A 16,760-nucleotide genomic window follows, 5' to 3' on the forward strand; every position below is an offset into this window, starting at 1 on the left:
CGGCTTGGGTTCAGGGCGCGGCGGACGTGGTGAAGGTGCGCGCCTCGGAAGTGCCGACGGTGAAATCCGTCGTGCCCCGCATCGGGTTGATCAGTGCGAGATCGCCCAGGGCATTCATCGAGGCCACTGGGGCGATGCCCTGGACTCGCCAGGTGAACCGGGTGTTGGCGGGCAGGCCCATGTCGACGGTGCTCAGGTCCGGGAGCGTGGTCTGCGTGCCGCTCGTGAAGACGGACACCGTATAGGGGGACGTCCCCGCCGCTGGCTCCTTCTCCTGGAACTGGACCATGTGGATGCCGCCCGTGAACGCCGTCCAGGAGAACTCGGTGGTGCGTGTCACCACCGTTGCCCCATCCGCCGGCTGACCCGGACGAGAGGGCTCCTGGAGCACCAGCGCCGCGTTGCTGGTGCCCGCGGTCAATCCCTTCTTGTAGAGAATGGAGATGGCCCCGTTCTCGGGGTCGCTCACATCCCCCTTGACCGCCATCACCTCCATCGAGAGGGTGCTCTGGGGAATGTTGGGCACCACGTAGTCGAAAGCGCTGCTGGTCTCGAAGGCGCGGAACAGGTCGAGGTTGATGTTCTGCTCCGGCATGAGGCCCACGCTGATCATCGCCAGCGCATAGTCAGCCGGAGCGGTGATGGTGCCCGCGAGACGGGCGCTGGTCACGCTGTTCATCGCGACGTCGATCGCGGAGCTCGTGGTGCCCGCGTTGAGCGTCACGTTGTCGCGCCGTCCATAACCCAGATAGCCCGTGGGCGGCAGGAAGGGAGAACTGCTCTCCAGCTGGATGGCGAAGAGCGAGCCCGTGATGGAGCTGGAACCGCTCCAGTTCACCTCCGTCGAATAGGTGCCCTCGGGGCTCGCCTCGGTGCCACCGCTACCGTTCGCCGAGACGAACTCCACATGGGTGGGGACGTCGTCGTCATAGGGCGTGCTTCCGCCGGTGATGGTGCCCTCCAGGGTGGCCTTGCTCCCGCCCGTCTCCTCGGCATTCGTAATGAAAGGCAGCGTGGGGTCCCGGCGCGAGAGTCCCTTGTAGACGGTCGCGGAGCGGTGCGCGCGCTGGACCACGATGACATCGTAGGGCGCCGTCACTCCCTCGATGCTGAAGCTGCCCGTGCTGTCCAGGGCCACGGCTTGTCTGCCATTGCCAGGGATGAGAATCGAGGTGCCCTCGATGGGCTGCCCCTCTCCCGCCAGCACTTTTCCGGCCACGGTGAAGGTCGAGCCTCCACCGGGGTCGGGATTGGGATTGGGGTTGGGATCGGTGTCGGGACCAGGACACGCGGTCAGCAGCAATGCGGCACCGAGACTCCACATCCGAGTTGCGTTCTTCACTGGTGGCTTTCTCCCATCTGGGTCCGGCAAGGCTCGTTCCTTGCGGCTCATAGGAACGCGAGGTCATCCGGTTTATTCAGCGCTGTTGCTCCAGGCTCAGCGCCCCTGGCCCGAGTCCTTGAAGTCCGCGGCCGACAACCCGTGCCGGCGCAGCAGCTCGTAGAAGTCGGTGCGATTGCGCCCGGCCAGACGTGCCGCGGCGCTCACGTTGCCTCCGCTGCGGCGCAGGGCCTCGATCAGGTAGTCGCGCTCGAACGCGTCGCGCGCCTCGCGGAGGGTGGGGAGTGAGGCATCATTCTCGGGCGCTGAGGGAGAGGAGGCGGCGCCAAGTGCGGCTTCCTCCAGGGCCGGAGACGCGGAGCGGGGGGAGGGCTGCACGAGGTGTGTCAGGTGCTCCGCCCGCAGCTCCTCGGAGGCGGCCAGCAGGACGGCGGCCTCCATCACGTTGAGCAATTCACGCACGTTGCCCGGCCACGTGTAGTCCCGCAGGAGCTGCAAGGCCTCCGGGGTCAGGTGCGGCACCCGCATGCCATTGTGTGCCGCGGCCCGCTCGAGGAAGAGCTGGGCCAGGAGGGGAATGTCCTCGGCCCGCTCGCGCAGCGGCGGCATGGTGATCGGCACCACGCAGAGCCGGTAGTAGAGATCCTCCCGGAAGCGCCGGACCTCCACCTCCTCGCGGAGATCCCGGTTGGTGGCCGCCACCACCCGCACGTCCGCTTCCTCCTCGGTGCTCGAGCCCACCCGGGTGTAGCGCCGCTCCTGCAATACCCGCAGCAGCTTCACCTGCACGCTGGGCGGTGCCTCGCCCACCTCGTCGAGGAAGAGCGTCCCGCCCCGCGCGGCCCCGAAGAGCCCCTCGCGCGACTGGGTGGCACCGGTGAAGGCCCCCTTCACGTGGCCGAACAGCTCGCTCTCCAGCAGATCCGGAGGCAGTGCCCCACAGTTCACCGCGACGAAGGGCCCGTGCGCGCGGCGGGAGAGCCCGTGCAGCAACCGCGCGGCGAGCTCCTTGCCCGTGCCCGACTCGCCGAGCACCATCACCGTGGCATCCGAGGGCGCCACCCGGGCGATGTTCGCACGCACCTGGGTGATGGCCGGGCTCCGGCCGATCAACCGCTCGCGCGGCACGCCCGCCACGATGCGGCGCAGGTCATCCACCTCGCGCTGCAGGGTGGTGCGCTCGAGCGCGTGCACCAGCTTCTGCACCAGCTCGTGATCCTGGAAGGGCTTGGTGAGGAAGCCGTAGGCGCCCCGGCGCATGGCCTCCACCGCGGTTTCGATCGTCCCGTGCGCGGTGAGGATGACCACCGGGAGCTCCGGGATGCGCTCGCGGGCCTGGGCGAGCACCTCCAGGCCATCCGCGTCGCCCAGCCGCAGATCGAGCACCATCGCGTCCACCTTGCCACTCTCCACCATCTCGAGCGCCTCCTGGCCGGTGGAGACGCTCGTCACCTGCATGCCCCGGGCCTCCAGGCGCAGGGAGATGAGCTCACACAGCTCGAGGTCATCGTCCACCACCAGCACACGGTTGGCGGGGGCGGAGGGAGGCTGGGGGGTCGGGCTCATGCAGGGCTCTGGGCGGAAGGCGACGGGGGGGAAGGAGTCGTCCCCTCAGCGTAGCGGAGCGCGGCGGGGCCTTCGAGCGGTATCCAGACGGCGAAGGTCGCTCCCGGGCCCGGCTCGTCGACGAACGCCACCTCGCCTCCATGCGCACGCATCATTTCTCGCGCCAGCGGCAGTCCCAGTCCGATTCCGGGGGGGTTGGCGGTATTTCCCACCGGAGAGGTGAAGAAGTGCTCGAAGAGCCGGTCCACCACCTCGGGCCGGACTCCCGGGCCCTCGTCGTGCACCACCACCTTGGCCCAGGTGCCTGACGCGGTGTGTCCTGGAGGCCCCTCCTGGGTGATGGTGCGCAGCATCCGGACCTTCTTCCCCCGTGAGGAGACGCGGATGGCGTTGCCCAGGATGTTGGCCACCGCGCGCTCGATGATGGCGGAGTCGAGCAAGGCGGGGCCCAGCGTCCCTTCCTTCTCCAGCTCCAGCTGGACTCCGGCCTCATCGGCCTCGCCGCGCATGCCCTCCATCGCACTGTCGAGCACTTCATCCAGCATGCAGCCCGCCTCGAGCCGCAGCGCCTTGCCGGACTTCACGCGGGACATGTCGAGCAGCGCGGACACCAGGCGGATCTCCCGCTCACAGGCATTGCGCGCCAGCTCGACCACCCGCCGCTGCTGCGCATTGAGCGGACCGGTGGTGCCGTCCGCCATCAGCCCGAGCGCGGCTCGCAACCGCGTGAGCGGAGTCCGGAGATCGTGCGACACGGAGGCCACGAAGGCGTCCTTGAGCTGATCGATCTCCGCCAGACGCGCGCGCGTCCGATCCAGCTCGGAGGCCAGCTCCTGCACCTCGAGCGGACCGCCCACGGGCGTAATGGGGGCGAAGTTCCCCTGGCCCACCTGCCGGGCCTGCCTGGAGAGCAACTCCAGGGGCCGCGTCACCCCTCGCGCCATCCAGCGCGCCACGCCCCAGGCGGCGAGTACCGCCAGGGCTCCGAGGATCAACCCCATGACGATCGCCGTGGCGCCAATGGCATAGGCCTCGGACTCGCGCGCGAGGACCACCTCGTGCAGGGAGCGCACGACGGCGATCCATGCATCCGTGAGGTTCTCGTCCCAGATGAGCCGCTTCTCCCGCAGCGCGGGCTCGAAGAGGCGCGCGCAGGTGTTCTCCTCGCTCACGTACTGGGCATAACCGAGGTACTCCCGTGCCGCATTCCGGATGCTCGGCTGGATGGAGTCTCCGTACTGGGCCAGCAGCGACTCCAGCCGCTGCAGGGACATCTTCAGCGACGGCGCCACGTCGGGCCCGGCGGCGGGGTCGCGCTCGCAGGCCAGGATGGCGTGCCGGGCGGCGACCTCGACACCCCAGGCGGCCTGATGCACGGCCTCCTCCTCCTGCACCTGTCCCAGATGCTCCTCGCGGAGCTCCGTGAGGAGGCTCGTCATGCGGACCAGGGCCACCACGGCGAACCCGGCGGCACCGAGCAGAACGGCGGTGAGCAGTGAGTGGGAGATGATCAGTCGCTGGACGAGGCGCATGAGATGAGCGGGCTCCGGAGAGCGCCTCCTAACGCGCTCGCCAGCTTCGTGCACGAGGGAGTGTGCCCGGTTGTTCACTCGTCGGGCCACTGTCGGGAGGGACGGACAGGTGTCGGTTCATTCCAGCAGTGGGTGTGTCGGCTCGTGCCGACAGGAGCGCGCGTCCTCCGAGGAGGGACGGTGCGGCACGCGATGTGAAGAGGGGGGACATCATGCTCGAACATCACTCGACTGGAGCCGCGGCTCGCGCGCGCCTGCTCGTGCAGGACTGGAAGCAGATGGTGTCTCCCAAGACATTCGGGCAGGACTTGTCCGGAGCCCTCACGGTGGCGTGCGTAGCGCTTCCGCTCAATCTGGCACTCGCGGTGGCGTCGGGACTGCCCGCCAGCGTGGGCCTCATCAGTGGTGCGATCGCCGGTGTCGTGGCCGGATTGTTGGGAGGTTCCCGGCTGCAGGTGACGGGACCCGAGGCCGCGCTGGTGCCCATCGTGCTCCTCCTGGTCCAGCGCCATGGCATCGAAGGCATGGTCGTGGCCACCTTCCTCGCCGGACTCCTTCAGATATTGCTCGGCGTGCTGCGGGTGGGCCGGTTGGCGAAGCTGCTGCCAGCGCCCGTGGTGCGCGGATTCATGGCGGGCATCGGCCTGATCCTCCTCAACAGCCAGTTGCCCCGGTTGTTGGGATTGCCGAAGTCGATCGGCACGCTGTCCTCCCTGCCTGCCCAGGGGGGGGGATGGATGCTGCATGCGGGAGGCATCGCCCTCGGCGTGCTGGTGATCGTCTGCATGGTGGGCCTGCCGTACGTGCAGAAGCGGGTGCCCTCGGTGCTGGTGGGGCTCGTGGTCGCCACGTTGATCGGCGGACTGCTGGGGCCGGAGCTGGCCCGCGTGGGGAGCCTGCCGGCGGGATTGCCCGTGCCCCGGATTCCCTCGCTCGCGGGGGTGGAGTGGGGCGCGCTGCTGCCCGATGTCCTCTCGCTCGCCCTGCTGGCGTCACTGGGCTCGCTGATGTCGGCCAGCGCCATCGATCAGTTCCCGGGCTTCGAGAAGCAGCAGACCGATCATGATCAGGAGCTGATGGCCCAGGGCATGGCGAACCTCGCGTCCTCGCTGTTCGGCGGCATGCCGGTGATGGGTGCCATCGTCCGCTCCTCGGTGTCCATCCAGGCGGGAGCCCGCACCCGTGCGGCGTCCGTGCTCCATGCGCTCCTGCTGCTGGTGGTGTGCCTCGTGGCGGGCGCGCTCGTCGCTCGCGTGCCCATCGCCGCGCTCGCGGGCATTCTCGTGGTGGTCGGTGTGCGGCTGTTGGATCTGCGCGGCCTGCGCAAGCTGTGGGAGCAGGAGCGCTCCCAGGTGGCGGTGGTGGCGGTGACCGCCATCGTCATCGCTTCGGTGGATCTGCTGCTGGGGCTCGGCGCGGGCGTGATGGCCTCCATGGGACTGCTCCTGAAGGCGCGGCCCCGGACGGAGGTCCAGACGCGCATCCTGCGGCTGGATGGCCGTCCCCACTTCCGCACCCTGGGCGCGGCCGTGGCCGAGCAGGACGAGCGGCCTCCCCTCCAGCGCGTCCGCGTCCGCGGGCCGCTCGACTTCCTCTCTCCTGGCGTCCTCAATACGGTGCTCACCAGCCAGCCCATCCCGAGGTACCTCGTGCTCGATCTGACCGCGGTGCCCTACCTGGACGCGGCGGGACTCGAGGACGTGCTGAACCTCCGGGACTGCCTGGTCATGCGCAAGGGCGTGGTCGTCGTCGTCGCGTGGGGCGAGGTGGAGCGGATGCTCACGCAGGGCGGCTTCCCGCGGCAGTCTCCGTCCGTCAGCCTGGTGGCTTCGTATGACGACGCGCTGGAGTACATCGCCCGGAGTCACAAGGCCGCCACTGTCGCGGCGGGTCAGGAAGAGGCCCGGCCCGTTCGCAACCGGGCGCCGGTCATGGATTCGTAGTCCGCGCGGGCCTCTGTCCGGCTCACGCCGCGCGTGAGGCGGAGCCGGACAGGCGCGCGAGGCAGCGGTAGACGGCGTCGCGCAGGGCGCGGGCGCGCGGGTCGCTCATGAGGTGCAGGCCCGCGCGGTTCATCACGTAGCCGAAGCCGAGCTGGGCATCCGGATCGGCGAAGCCCAGCGAGCCTCCCGCGCCCGAGGTGCCGAAGGCGCGCGGGTTGGGGCCGAAGTCCAGCGTGGGGCAGGGGCGGGTGTAGCCCAGTGAGAACGCCGTGTGCGCCTTGAGCACCACGTCCAGGGTTCCCCGGGAGGGGAGGACGGGCGGCGCGGTGAGCGCCTCGAGCGTGGCGGGAGTGAGGCCCAGCTCCTGGCCGCCGGTGGCGAGCGAGCTGTAGGCCCGGGCGATGGCGCGTGCCTGACCGATGCCGCCGGCGGCGGGCTGCTCGAGGGGACGATACGCGGGCGAGTCGAAGTCGGAGAGCTTGCGCACGCGGGGATTGGAGAGGGTGCGGGCGGTGATGGAGCGTGGCCACAGGAAGGCCAGCGCCATGCTCATGGGGATGGAGTGCTCGTGGAAGAGCGCCTGGAGGCTGGGAAGGGTGTCCAGCCGGGCCACGCGCGAGTCGGGCACGTCCCGGGGCAGGCCGATGTGGAAGTGGATGCCGAGCGGTGCGGCGACCTCCTCCTGGAAGAAGCGGCCGAGGCTGCGGTGCCGGGGATCGACGCGGCGGATGAGCTCGCCCAGGTACCAGCCGATGGTGAAGCTGTGGTAGCCGTGGCGCGTGCCGGGCTCCCACGCGGGGGCCTGCCGGGCGAGCACCTTCGCCAGGGAGTCGAGGTCGGCCATCTTCACCGGGTCCATCGGCTCATCGAGCGCGGGCAGGCCCGCCTGGTGCGCGAGGAGCTGGCGCACGGTGATGCGCTCCTTGCCGGCCTGGGCGAACTCGGGCCAGTAGGAGGCGACGGGCGCGTCGTAGTCGAGCCAGCCCCGCGAGTGGGCGATGGCGGCGGTGATGGCGGCCATGCCCTTGGTGGTGGAGAAGACGAGGGCGCAGGTGTCCTCCTCCCAGGGCTCGCGGGTGCTGGCGTCCTTCCAGCCTCCCCAGAGGTCCACCACCTTCTGGCCCCGGAGGTAGACGGCACAGGAGGCACCCAGCTCGTTGCGCGCGGTGAAGTTGCGGCGGAGCTCCTCGCGGACCTCCTCGAAGCCGGGGGCGACGGTGCCGCGGAGGACGACGTCCTCGCCGGGACCCGTGACGTAGGGAGACTTGCGCGGGGAGCTCATGATGGGGACCTCGAGGCGATGACGGGCTCGACCCGAGGAGTAGAGGGCGGGTGGGGGAGCGTCAAGGTGCCGGTGTGGGTTCAAGGAGGTGCGGGCCGGGGTGACGGTGCTCCGCGGACCTGGACGCCGCGCCGCCAGACCGCGTGGATGCCTCGGGTGTTGCGGATGTCCTGGGCCGGGTCGGCGTCCAGGACCACCAGATCCGCCACCATGCCCGGCGCGATGGCGCCCTGGGACTTCAAGCCCAACAGCTCGGCCGAGTCGCGCGTCGCGGCGCGCAGCGCCTGGGCGGGTGTCAGGCCGGCCTGGGTCATCAACTCGAGCTCGCGGTGCTCGGCGAAGCCGGGAATGCGCTGGGGCATCGCTCCCGAGTCCGTGCCGAAACCGATCTTCACGCCCGCCTGGTGCAGGGTGCGCAGGTTCTCCAGATTGACCGCCACCGCCTTCCGCGCTTTCGCCGCGCCCTCGCTGGCGAGGGTTTCCCGCCGCCACTGGGGATCATCGAAACGGCGTTGCAGGGCCGGGTCCACCGCTGCGCGGAAGAAGGGCTCGTCCATCCAGGCGGGGTGCTCGGCGTAGATGTAGTTCGCCTCGTCCAGGTTGACGGTGGGGATGTACCAGACGCCGCGCGTCTTCATGGCCTGGATGAAGGCGTCATCCACCGGCTGGTCCCTCACGCCGTGCGCAATCACGTCGACCCCCGCCTCGACCACCGCCCTGGCGTCTTCCAGATCATGGATGTGCGCGGCGGCCCGGAGGCCATGACGATGGGCCTCGTCGATGGCCGCGCGGTAGACCTCGGGGCTCAGCCTGGGCATCGCGCCATTCATGCTGTCCACCCACAGCTTCACCATGTCGACGCCCTTGCTGGCCATGTCGCGCACGGCCTCGCGCGCGGCCTCGGCCGTCTCGGGACGCAGGACCTGGTCGTCCTCGAGGTTCATGCCTCGCGCCGGGGGCAGGCCCATTGGAGCGCCAAGGCCGGGCCCGGCTCCCAGGAGGTCCGCACCCGCGGTGTGCCCGTTCAGCTCCCGCCGCAGCGTGTAGAACAGGGGCGGGTTCAGCCCCAGCGAGTTGATGACCGTCACCCCGTAGTCGAGATACCGGGACAGCTGCCGGGTGATGTTCTCGCGGGTGTAGAAACGCCGCCCCACCTCCGTGCCCGAGACGTTACCGACGTGGGCGTGCGCCAGGAGCAACCCGGGGATGAGCGTCTTGCCGGAGTAGTCGACCACCTGGGCGCCGGCCGGAACCTGGAGCGAGCCACGAGGCCCCACGGCGCGGATGCGCTCGCCCTCGAGCACCACGGTGGCCGGGCCACCCGGGGCCTCGCCATCGAAGACGCGAGCGCCTTCCAGGACGACCACGGAGGGCGGGGCCGCCGGAGGGGGCGCATGGGCACAACCCTGTGCCGCGTGGAAGACGAGCACCGCGAGCGCACCCACCCGGGTAGAGAAGCGAGGAGCCATGGAAGAGACCTCCTGGTGGAACGAGGTGGCCAGGATGCCCGCTTCGCGCCCGGGTGGCACGCTCAGTAGAATTTCCGGGGTGTGAACGCGTGGGGACTGGCGGGGCGAGGTCACCCATCACATCGGATGGCGGGTAGAAGCCGTGTCACGGACTCGCGTTGACCGCCCGGCTCCCCGAGAATGGGGTCCGTATGACCCAGCTCCCCCGTTCAGACACCCTCGCCCCGGTTGGCACCCAACTGCTCGCCGAGCACCTGGGGGCGGATGTCGCCGCCCGGGAAGCCTCCGTGACCGGGTTCAACGCGGGGGTGGCCTTCTTCTTCCTCCTGTGCGCGGTGGGGCTGGGTCCGTCGCTCGGGTGGTCCCGGGCCCTCGCCATCATCGGCAGTTGCGCGGCCTACGGCGTGTATTTCGGGTCGATGTCCCGGATGATCCGGCGCGGGTGGTTCCATCCCGCCATCTGCTGGTTCAACGTTTGTCTGGAGACCGGCGCCGGTGTGTGGCTCTTCGCCTACGACATCCTCTTCGCGGATGCCGGGCAGGCCCTGTCCAATCCCGCGGCCGTGCTCTGGAGCACGCTCATCGTGCTCGCGGCGCTGCGCTCCAAGCGGCTGGCCCTGTTCGCGGGCTGCCTGGTGGCCGCGGAGATGTTGCTGCTCTATTACTTCGTGGCCCTGCCCCGGCTGCCCTCACCCGTGCCGGTGATGTTCACACCGCCGCTCATGGTGCAGCGCGCCGTCTACTACTTCATCACGGGCGGCATGGCGGCGATGGTGGCCGGCCACATCACGCGCAAGGCCGAGGAGGCCCTGCACGCCATCCGCGCGAAGGATCTGCTGGGCAAGTACTTCCTCCACGAGCGGTTGGGAGTCGGGGGCATGGCCGAGGTGTTCCGCGCCACCTATAGCCCGGAGGGTGGCTTCGAGAAGGTGGTGGCCATCAAGCGCATCCTCCCGGCCTACGCCGAGGACGAGGACTTCGTCACGCTCTTCCGCCGCGAGGCGGAGCTGGGCTCGCTGCTCAACCACCCCAACCTCATCCAGGTGCTGGACGTGGGCCGCTTCAAGGACACGTACTTCATGGCCATGGAGTACATCGACGGGCTGTCCCTGCGAGAGCTGCTCAAGAGCCATGGGCCCCTGCCGCCAGAGGTGGTGGCGTACATCGGGGCGGAGCTGGGTGATGCGCTCGACTACGTGCACCGGCGCACCTCGAGCAACGGTGTGCCGCTGCGGCTGGTGCACCGGGACGTGAATCCGCCCAACATCCTCTTGTCGCGCATTGGCGAGGTGAAGCTGGGGGATTTCGGGGTGGCGCGAGCGGGCATCCATGTGCGCCTCACCCAGGCGGACCGGGTGCGCGGCAAGCTGGGCTACCTGGCACCGGAGCAGGCCCGGGGCGAGCCCTTCGACGGGCGCGCGGATCTCTTCGCGCTCGGGGCCACGCTGCACGAGGCCCTCACGGGACAGCCCCTCTTCAAGGGCGGGGAAGACATCGCCGAGCGGCTGAAGCCCACGCCTCCACCGTCACTCCTGCCGCCCTCGGCGTTCAGGCCGGACGTGCCCCCGGCGTTGGACGCCGCCATCATGGACCTGCTCCAGTGGCGGAACGAGGAGCGCACCCCGAGAGGGCAGCGGCTGCGTGAGCAACTCTGCGCGCTGACGGGAGCGCACGCACCCTATCCGCATGGACAGCTGGCGCTGGCCCAGCTCATCCAGGAGTCGCCGATGCTCGAGGTGACGGGGAGTCCGGAGTCCGCGCGCTCCATGGACGAGGAGGAGCCCACGGCCGTGGTGGAGATGAAACGGGAGCTGGTGGAGCCGCAGTGAATGCGCGTCGGACAGGGAGGCGGAAAGGAGTGAGTCCGCGAAGGTGTGGCGGCCATTTCCCCACCGCGCCGATTTCCCCCCCACTGCGCCCATTTCCCCTCGCCCTCCGGGAGAGGGACGGGGTGAGGGTATCTCGCATCCCTGGTTGAACCCTCTGTTCACAGTGGGGTCCACGGGTTGAAGAACGGACCCGGATACCCTCACCCTGACCCTCTCCCGAGGGGAGAGGGGATCCTGTCTGGGAGGGAGGTTCCGGACGCGATGGGGAGCAACTGGTCCGACTGTTGGACCAGTTGGTACGCCGCGTGGCCGGAAGGCTCCTCGGTTCTTCCCCGTGGGCACCACTCTCACGCTGGCGGAAGCACCGCGACGATCCGCAGGGGGCCTCCCGAGCCGCCGCGGACCTTCATCGGCAGTGCCACGATGAGTGCGCCTCGGATGGGGAGCTTCTCCATGGCCGCGACGTTCTCGAAGGCGGGCGTGTTCGCCTTCATGAGGACCTGATGGGCGATGAAGTCCTTGGATGGCCCGTGGTCGATGCTGGCCGTGTCGATGCCGACAGCAGCGGCTTTCCGCTCCACGAGGGCCTCGGCGGCTTCCCGGGAGATGCCCGGGAAGTGGAGCTTCGAGGCATCTCCCGGCGTGTCATCGCCGAGGTATTGCTTCTTGTCGGGCCAGAACCGTCCCCATCCGGTCCGCACCAGGACGATGGTTCCGGGCTCGATGCGGCCGTGCTCCTTCTCGAACGCCTCGACGTGCGAGGGCTGGAGCAGGGCATCCGGCTCCTTCGCCGCGTCGGCCGAGATGTCGATGACGACCGCTGGGGCGATGAGTCGCTCCAGGGGGAGTTGATCGGCCGTCATCTTCCCCTCCGCGAAGTGGATGGGAGCGTCCAGGTGCGTTCCTCCGTGCTCGGGAGCGCACAGCGTGTTGGACGCGTAGAAGTAGCCGCCCACCGTCATGCCGTGGCTCAACTGTTTCAGCTCGAAGCCGGAGGGCGAGGTGGGCCAGTAGAGGGTCTTTTCGTCGAAGTCGTAGGTCAGGTCCACCAGGCGTGCCCCTTCGGGAAGGAGCCGGGTGGAGGGGATCGTGGCCCTCCCCATGCAGCCAAGAGACGTGAGCATCCACAGACTGATGAGCCAGTGCTTCTTCATGGGTTCGCTGCCTCCGTTCGCCCTGCGATGCCCGGCCATCCTCTCGCGTTCAGCCGGCCTCCCGGGCGCGCTCTTCACGAACTTGTCCAACTGTTGGACAACTTTGGCGAGACCGTGCCCGGAGGGCTCAGCCATTTCCCATCGCGGTGAGACCTTCCTCCACTCGGGCGAACATGTCCTTCGCGAGCCGCTCGCTGAAGCCGACCAGGAAGCACACCGCCATGTAGAGGTACTGCTCCGACTCCGGATTCGGCGGCTGGAGGGGCAGCAGCCCGGATTTCATCAGCGCGAAGCAGAAGAGCGCGCTGTACAGGCCGATCACCGGCTTGAAGAACCCCAACATCACCATGGAGGTGCGGCTGGCGCCCCGGAGCTTCTCGAGCTCCGAGAGCCGCATGAGGATGCTCACCACGCCGCCCATGGCGCCGCACAGCCCCACCAGCAACAGCGTGCGGACGGGGAAGCCAAAGAGCTGGGTGCTCTCATGGGTCAGCACCGAGTGGATGAAGGCGGTCATCCCGTTCGAGACGAGCATCAGCAGCCCCAGCCCGAGCACCACCTGGATGGCGGGAGAGTCCGACCGCAGGAGGGGGAGCGGGCGCAGGGGGTAGAGCTGGTCCGCGAGCGCGGAGGCGATGCGCAGGCGGATGCTCCGCACGAACGCGAGGTTGGGCTGCTCCGAGGACAGCAGGGCCGTGAGGCCCAGATCGATGGACTGGATGGCGCTGGGGCCGAGCACCGGTGCGGCCTTCTCGCGCAGCATCAGGAGCCTGGCGAGCTCGTGCTGGACGTCCTTGTCGAGCGGCTGGGAGAGCTTCTGGCGGAGCAGCTCCACCGGCAGCACTTCCACTGGAGCAGGAGCGGGAACGGGCTCGGCCGGTGTCAGCTCCACGGGCTCGGGGCTCTTCACCACCACGGGGGCGGGGGGACGCGGGGCCAGCGTCACGACCGCCGTGGGGGCCACGGGCACCTGCCGCACGGGGGACTCCGCACCTGATACCGTGCTCGGCGGCGGGGAGACGAGCTGCCGCAGGGCCTCGAGGGTGGCCGGGTCGAAGCCCGAGGTGAGGGGCAGGTGATGCTCACCCTGGAACCGGTTCAGGGCCGCCTTCGTGCGCGCGCCGAACGCGCCGTCCACCGTGCCTGGCTCGAAGCCCAGGAACGTGAGCAGGAGCTGGCCCTCGCGCACGCCCAGGTCCGGCGGGGCGTGGGTGGACAATCGCCGCCAGGCCGCGGCCAGCTTCTTGTCGTACTCGTTCTTCGCATAGCCCGCGCCGTTGTAGCCGTGGGCGAACGCGGCCCAGTCGTGGTCTCGCAGGGCCTGGGCCAGACCGTGGTGCTGGATGAACGCCGCCATGGCCGCGAGCTGCTCGTCCTCGGAGGCCATCATCCGGCTGACGAACTGTTCCACGGAGCCGTAGCCCAGCTCCGCGGCATGGTAGCCCATCACCTGGCCGAGCCCCCACGAGGCGCTCTCCAGCGCGGCCTGCTCGTCGAGGGCCATGGCCCGCTCGAGCCTCGGGTACTCCGCCGGGCCGCTGGCATAGCCCCCGGCCCTGGGATTGCTGATGTCGGCGGCCTGTGCGTCGAAGCGGCCGTGTGTCCTGCGGCTGAAGACGTGGCGCTCGAAGAGGATGGCGGGCCGGCGGTCCGCGAAGTACCCACAGCCCCGGGTCTCGATCTGGAGCACGGCCCAGATTTCGGCCGGGTGTACCGAGAGCTTGTCGGCGCAGGCCTGGATGCCCTGGGCGGTGAGGGGAGTGGCGGCTCCGGTGAATCGGGTCATGTCGTGCGGTCCCATGGGCGTGTCGTCTCTGTGGGGCTGACGAAGCCTTGGACCCGCGAGCGATTTTTCCGGGCAACCGGACCTGAACGGCCGCTGTCTACCGGGGTGGGTGGCCCTGGCCGCAGCCGATCCGCCGCGGGCCGACGGCCAGGTCATCGATCCACCAGTCGGTGGGGACCGAGAGGCCCTGGTAGAGCACGACCCCGGTTTCGAGCACCGTGAAGTCAGTGGCCTTCTCCCGCACCGGGGGCACCGTCGTGGGCGGATCGGAGAAGACGAAGCGCTCGGGCCATTCGAGCTCGACGCCATCGAGCCACATGCGCGGCTCCGCGGCCTCCGGGTGCGAGCCGTTGGCCCCGTCGAAGAGCCACTCGAGGCACGCCCAGCCATCGAGCACCAGGGGCGTGCCGGAGACGAGCACCCACTCCGGGAATCCGGGCGGCTCGGGCGGGTGCCAGATGGCCATGTACTTTTGTTGGTACGTGGCCACCTCGTACCAGTCGAGCGTGTCGAACGCGCGGTCCGCGCTTCCGGGCCGCGGGTAGCGCGCGCTGAAGAGTCCCGCGTGCGAGGCGGGCCGCTCGGGCGTCGTGTAGACGTAGGCGCGGCCCCACAGCACGGGGCCGAAGTGGGCGGGCAGGTCGAAGCGGAGCGTCTTCTTGGGTCCTCCCTGCGTCCCTTCCTTGCCGCCGGACAGTTGCCGGGCGTGCAGCGCGTACCTGCCGCTGTGGGCCCGCGTGTCGTCCACGAGCAACTGCCCGTTGAACTCGTCGCGATGTGGCGTCCAGCCGGCCGGGACCGTGCCGTCCTCGAAGTCCCAGCACAAGGACTCCGGGCCCGCGCAGCCGGTGGTGGCCGGCGTGTTCGCCTCCGGTTTCAGCTGGCCGCGTGCACAGGCGGTCACGAGCGCCAGGAAACACATCGAGCTCCACGTCGCGATTCGAGCACGCACCTCGGGAACCCCTTTCGTCGGGTGGCCGCTGCATGGGCCACTGTCCCAGGTCCCCGCCCGGGAGCCAGTTCCAATCCCGGTGGGCGCCTGGCTCCTCGCGCGCCGGGCGTGCGCTCGCGTTCGACTTGACCTTGGAAGTTCGGCCGTTACGACTTACTCTAGGAATAGAGTACGCCGGAGCGCGCATGCCAGACCGTGATCCCTCCCAGCTCGATCTCTTCACCGGGGCCCCAAGCCCCACGCCGTCCCGGGGGCGCCGCCGGGGCCAGGGAGAGCCCGTGGGCCCCGCCGAGCAACCCGAGGAGGTGAGGGCGCTCGGGGAGCACCTGCCGCCGGGCTTGTTCCTCGGCACCTCGTCCTGGACGTTCCCGGGCTGGACGGGGCCAGGGCTCGTCTACGACCGCGAGGCCACCCCGGCGCGCCTCTCCCGCGAGGGGCTCGCCGCGTACGCCCAGCACCCCGTGCTGCGCACCGTGGGCGTGGACCGGACCTTCTACGCCCCCATCCCCGCCTCCGCCTTCGCCGAGTACGCCGCTCAGGTGCCTCCCGGCTTCCGCTTCCTCGTGAAGGCCCACGAGGCCTGCACCCTGTCTCGCTGGCCCGTGCACGTGCGTTATGGCGACCTGCGCGGTCAGCCCAATGAGCGCTTTCTCGATGCCGCTTACGCGCGCGATCTCGTGGTGGCCCCCTTCGTCGAGGGATTGGGGGAGAAGGCCGGGCCGCTCGTCTTCCAGTTGCCGCCGCAGGATCCGCAGGACCTCGGTGGGGCCGGGCCCTTCGTGGAGCGGCTGTACGCGTTCCTCTCCGCGCTGCCCCGAGGCCCCCTCTACGCCGTCGAGCTGCGCAACGAGTCCCTGCTCACCGAGGCCCTGGCCCAGGCGCTCGCGGACGTTGGTGTCTGCCCCGTGCTCGCCGCCTGGAAGAACATGCCCCCCGTGGAGCGTCAGGCCGTGCGTCTGCGGGCCCTGCAGGCCCCGGCGCTCGTGGTGCGCTGGATGCTGCCGCCGAACCTCGACTACGAGGAGGCCCGCAAGCGCTACTTCCCCTTCGACAAGCTGGTGGACGAGGACGTGCGCACCCGCGAGGCCATCGCCCGCGCCAGTGCCGCCGCGCTGCGCTCCGGCAGGCCTGTTTTCGTCACGCTCAACAACAAGGCCGAAGGAAGCGCACCCCTTTCCGCCGTGCTTCTGGCGCGAAGCGTCATGTCACGTACAGGAAAGGCCGCGACTGTGGACTCTTGATCCCTTCACATGTGCGTCTATGGTGCTGGATGTGGGATCCAAAACGTCTGTTGAGCTGAGCACGTAGCTTGCTTGGAGGGACGGTCATGAGATCGGTCCTGGTTGCAGCGCTCGTGGCACGCATGACGGCGGCCGGAGGGGCGGGCGCTGGTGTCGAGGAAGAATCGCGACGCCAGCAAGCCGGCAACACCTGGGAAGACGTGCGTAAACACTTCTCCACCCTGCGTAACGAGATTTCCACGCTGGAGTCCGAATTCAGAGACGCCGAGGCGCGTCACAAGCTCGCCGCGGAGCGTCGAAAGCAGGAGCTGGAGCGGGAGCGCCGTGGCCTCTGAGCAGGACCCGGACGACGATTTCGACCCCGAAGCACCCGTCGAGCTCCCCCTGGATGGGAACCTCGACCTGCATCTGTTCCACCCCCGCGACGTCAAGGACGTCGTCACCGAGTACCTCTGGGCCTGCCGTCAGAAGGGAGTACTCGACGTTCGCATCATCCACGGCAAGGGCTCGGGCGCGCTGCGGCGCACCGTGCAGGCGCTGCTCCCCAGGTTGCCCGAGGTGGAGTCGTTCCGTTCCGCCTCCGAGAGCGATGGGGGATGGGGCGCCACCTGGGTCCGGTTGAAGCCCCTGGCTCCCGGAGACACGGCGGGGTAGCGAGGGCCCG

At 69.5% G+C, this 16,760-nt stretch carries 13 protein-coding genes; 5 read left to right on the plus strand and 8 right to left on the minus strand.

The genetic code is table 11. The features are described 5' to 3' along the window. Positions 1-10: 10 nt before the first annotated feature. From Q664_RS01175 to Q664_RS01185, 3 genes are all read right to left on the minus strand, one after another. On the minus strand, positions 11-1,342 hold the full coding sequence (locus tag Q664_RS01175) for a hypothetical protein (protein ID WP_152621838.1): 1,332 nt from the start codon (positions 1,340-1,342) through the stop codon (positions 11-13). Positions 1,343-1,438: 96 nt separating this feature from the next. Next, positions 1,439-2,908 carry a sigma-54-dependent transcriptional regulator gene (locus Q664_RS01180; protein WP_043388862.1) on the minus strand — a complete coding sequence of 490 codons (1,470 nt, stop codon included), beginning with the start codon at positions 2,906-2,908 and terminating at the stop codon, positions 1,439-1,441. Next, the gene (locus tag Q664_RS01185) at positions 2,905-4,440 is read right to left on the minus strand and encodes a HAMP domain-containing sensor histidine kinase (protein ID WP_063934641.1); all 1,536 of its coding nucleotides are present in this window, start codon (positions 4,438-4,440) and stop codon (positions 2,905-2,907) included. Before Q664_RS01185 ends, Q664_RS01180 begins: the two co-directional genes overlap by 4 nt. A gap of 212 nt (positions 4,441-4,652) precedes the next feature. On the opposite strand from Q664_RS01185, the gene Q664_RS01190 reads away from it, so the two are divergent. After that, positions 4,653-6,383 (plus strand): SulP family inorganic anion transporter, encoded by a 1,731-nt coding sequence (locus Q664_RS01190; protein ID WP_052517531.1) that lies wholly within the window; start codon positions 4,653-4,655, stop codon positions 6,381-6,383. Positions 6,384-6,405: 22 nt separating this feature from the next. Here Q664_RS01190 and Q664_RS01195 read toward each other — a convergent pair whose 3' ends face one another. Together Q664_RS01195 and Q664_RS01200 are read right to left on the minus strand one after the other, a co-directional pair. Continuing rightward, positions 6,406-7,665 (minus strand): serine hydrolase domain-containing protein, encoded by a 1,260-nt coding sequence (locus Q664_RS01195; protein ID WP_052517524.1) that lies wholly within the window; start codon positions 7,663-7,665, stop codon positions 6,406-6,408. A gap of 80 nt (positions 7,666-7,745) precedes the next feature. After that, the gene (locus tag Q664_RS01200; RefSeq protein WP_052517532.1) at positions 7,746-9,134 is read right to left on the minus strand and encodes an amidohydrolase family protein; all 1,389 of its coding nucleotides are present in this window, start codon (positions 9,132-9,134) and stop codon (positions 7,746-7,748) included. 191 nt (positions 9,135-9,325) lie between these two features. Here Q664_RS01200 and Q664_RS01205 point away from each other — a divergent pair, with 191 nt between their 5' ends. Next, the gene (locus tag Q664_RS01205; protein WP_075207279.1) at positions 9,326-10,963 is read left to right on the plus strand and encodes a serine/threonine-protein kinase; all 1,638 of its coding nucleotides are present in this window, start codon (positions 9,326-9,328) and stop codon (positions 10,961-10,963) included. Between the two features lie 347 nt (positions 10,964-11,310). Here the strand turns inward: Q664_RS01205 and Q664_RS01210 are convergent, their stop codons facing one another. The 3 genes from Q664_RS01210 to Q664_RS01220 all read right to left on the minus strand — a co-directional run bounded on the left by Q664_RS01210 (position 11,311) and on the right by Q664_RS01220 (position 14,855). Continuing rightward, complete coding sequence (locus Q664_RS01210) at positions 11,311-12,117, minus strand: cyclase family protein (RefSeq protein ID WP_043388864.1); 807 nt, start codon at positions 12,115-12,117, stop codon at positions 11,311-11,313. Between the two features lie 127 nt (positions 12,118-12,244). Then, positions 12,245-13,903 (minus strand): N-acetylmuramidase domain-containing protein, encoded by a 1,659-nt coding sequence (locus Q664_RS59870; protein WP_084609458.1) that lies wholly within the window; start codon positions 13,901-13,903, stop codon positions 12,245-12,247. A gap of 97 nt (positions 13,904-14,000) precedes the next feature. Then, entirely contained in the window at positions 14,001-14,855 is an 855-nt protein-coding gene (locus tag Q664_RS01220) for a hypothetical protein (RefSeq protein ID WP_043388866.1), read from the minus strand. A gap of 185 nt (positions 14,856-15,040) precedes the next feature. Between Q664_RS01220 and Q664_RS01225 the strand changes: the two genes are divergently transcribed. The 3 genes from Q664_RS01225 (at position 15,041) to Q664_RS01235 (ending at position 16,750) form a co-directional block, all read left to right on the plus strand. Next, entirely contained in the window at positions 15,041-16,096 is a 1,056-nt protein-coding gene (locus Q664_RS01225) for a DUF72 domain-containing protein (protein ID WP_043388868.1), read from the plus strand. Between the two features lie 86 nt (positions 16,097-16,182). Further along, on the plus strand, positions 16,183-16,431 hold the full coding sequence (locus tag Q664_RS01230; protein WP_043388870.1) for a hypothetical protein: 249 nt from the start codon (positions 16,183-16,185) through the stop codon (positions 16,429-16,431). Next, a complete protein-coding gene (locus Q664_RS01235) occupies positions 16,421-16,750 on the plus strand; it encodes a Smr/MutS family protein (protein WP_043388872.1) in 330 nt (109 codons plus the stop codon). Before Q664_RS01230 ends, Q664_RS01235 begins: the two co-directional genes overlap by 11 nt. Positions 16,751-16,760 lie beyond the last annotated feature (10 nt).

Origin of the sequence: Archangium violaceum Cb vi76 (assembly GCF_000733295.1) — a bacterium.
In the GTDB taxonomy this organism is placed as follows: Bacteria; Myxococcota; Myxococcia; order Myxococcales; family Myxococcaceae; genus Archangium; species Archangium violaceum.

What these genes read in the sequence shown, in the direction of transcription:
- Q664_RS01230 (WP_043388870.1), top strand. Translation starts at nt 16,183, where the DNA reads ATGAGATCGGTCCTGGTTGCAGCGCTCGTGGCACGCATGACGGCGGCC.
- Q664_RS01200 (WP_052517532.1), bottom strand. Translation starts at nt 9,134, where the DNA reads ATGGCTCCTCGCTTCTCTACCCGGGTGGGTGCGCTCGCGGTGCTCGTC.
- Q664_RS01210 (WP_043388864.1), bottom strand. Translation starts at nt 12,117, where the DNA reads ATGAAGAAGCACTGGCTCATCAGTCTGTGGATGCTCACGTCTCTTGGC.
- Q664_RS01225 (WP_043388868.1), top strand. Translation starts at nt 15,041, where the DNA reads ATGCCAGACCGTGATCCCTCCCAGCTCGATCTCTTCACCGGGGCCCCA.
- Q664_RS01185 (WP_063934641.1), bottom strand. Translation starts at nt 4,440, where the DNA reads ATGCGCCTCGTCCAGCGACTGATCATCTCCCACTCACTGCTCACCGCC.
- Q664_RS01190 (WP_052517531.1), top strand. Translation starts at nt 4,653, where the DNA reads ATGCTCGAACATCACTCGACTGGAGCCGCGGCTCGCGCGCGCCTGCTC.
- Q664_RS01205 (WP_075207279.1), top strand. Translation starts at nt 9,326, where the DNA reads ATGACCCAGCTCCCCCGTTCAGACACCCTCGCCCCGGTTGGCACCCAA.
- Q664_RS01180 (WP_043388862.1), bottom strand. Translation starts at nt 2,908, where the DNA reads ATGAGCCCGACCCCCCAGCCTCCCTCCGCCCCCGCCAACCGTGTGCTG.
- Q664_RS59870 (WP_084609458.1), bottom strand. Translation starts at nt 13,903, where the DNA reads ATGACCCGATTCACCGGAGCCGCCACTCCCCTCACCGCCCAGGGCATC.
- Q664_RS01195 (WP_052517524.1), bottom strand. Translation starts at nt 7,665, where the DNA reads ATGAGCTCCCCGCGCAAGTCTCCCTACGTCACGGGTCCCGGCGAGGAC.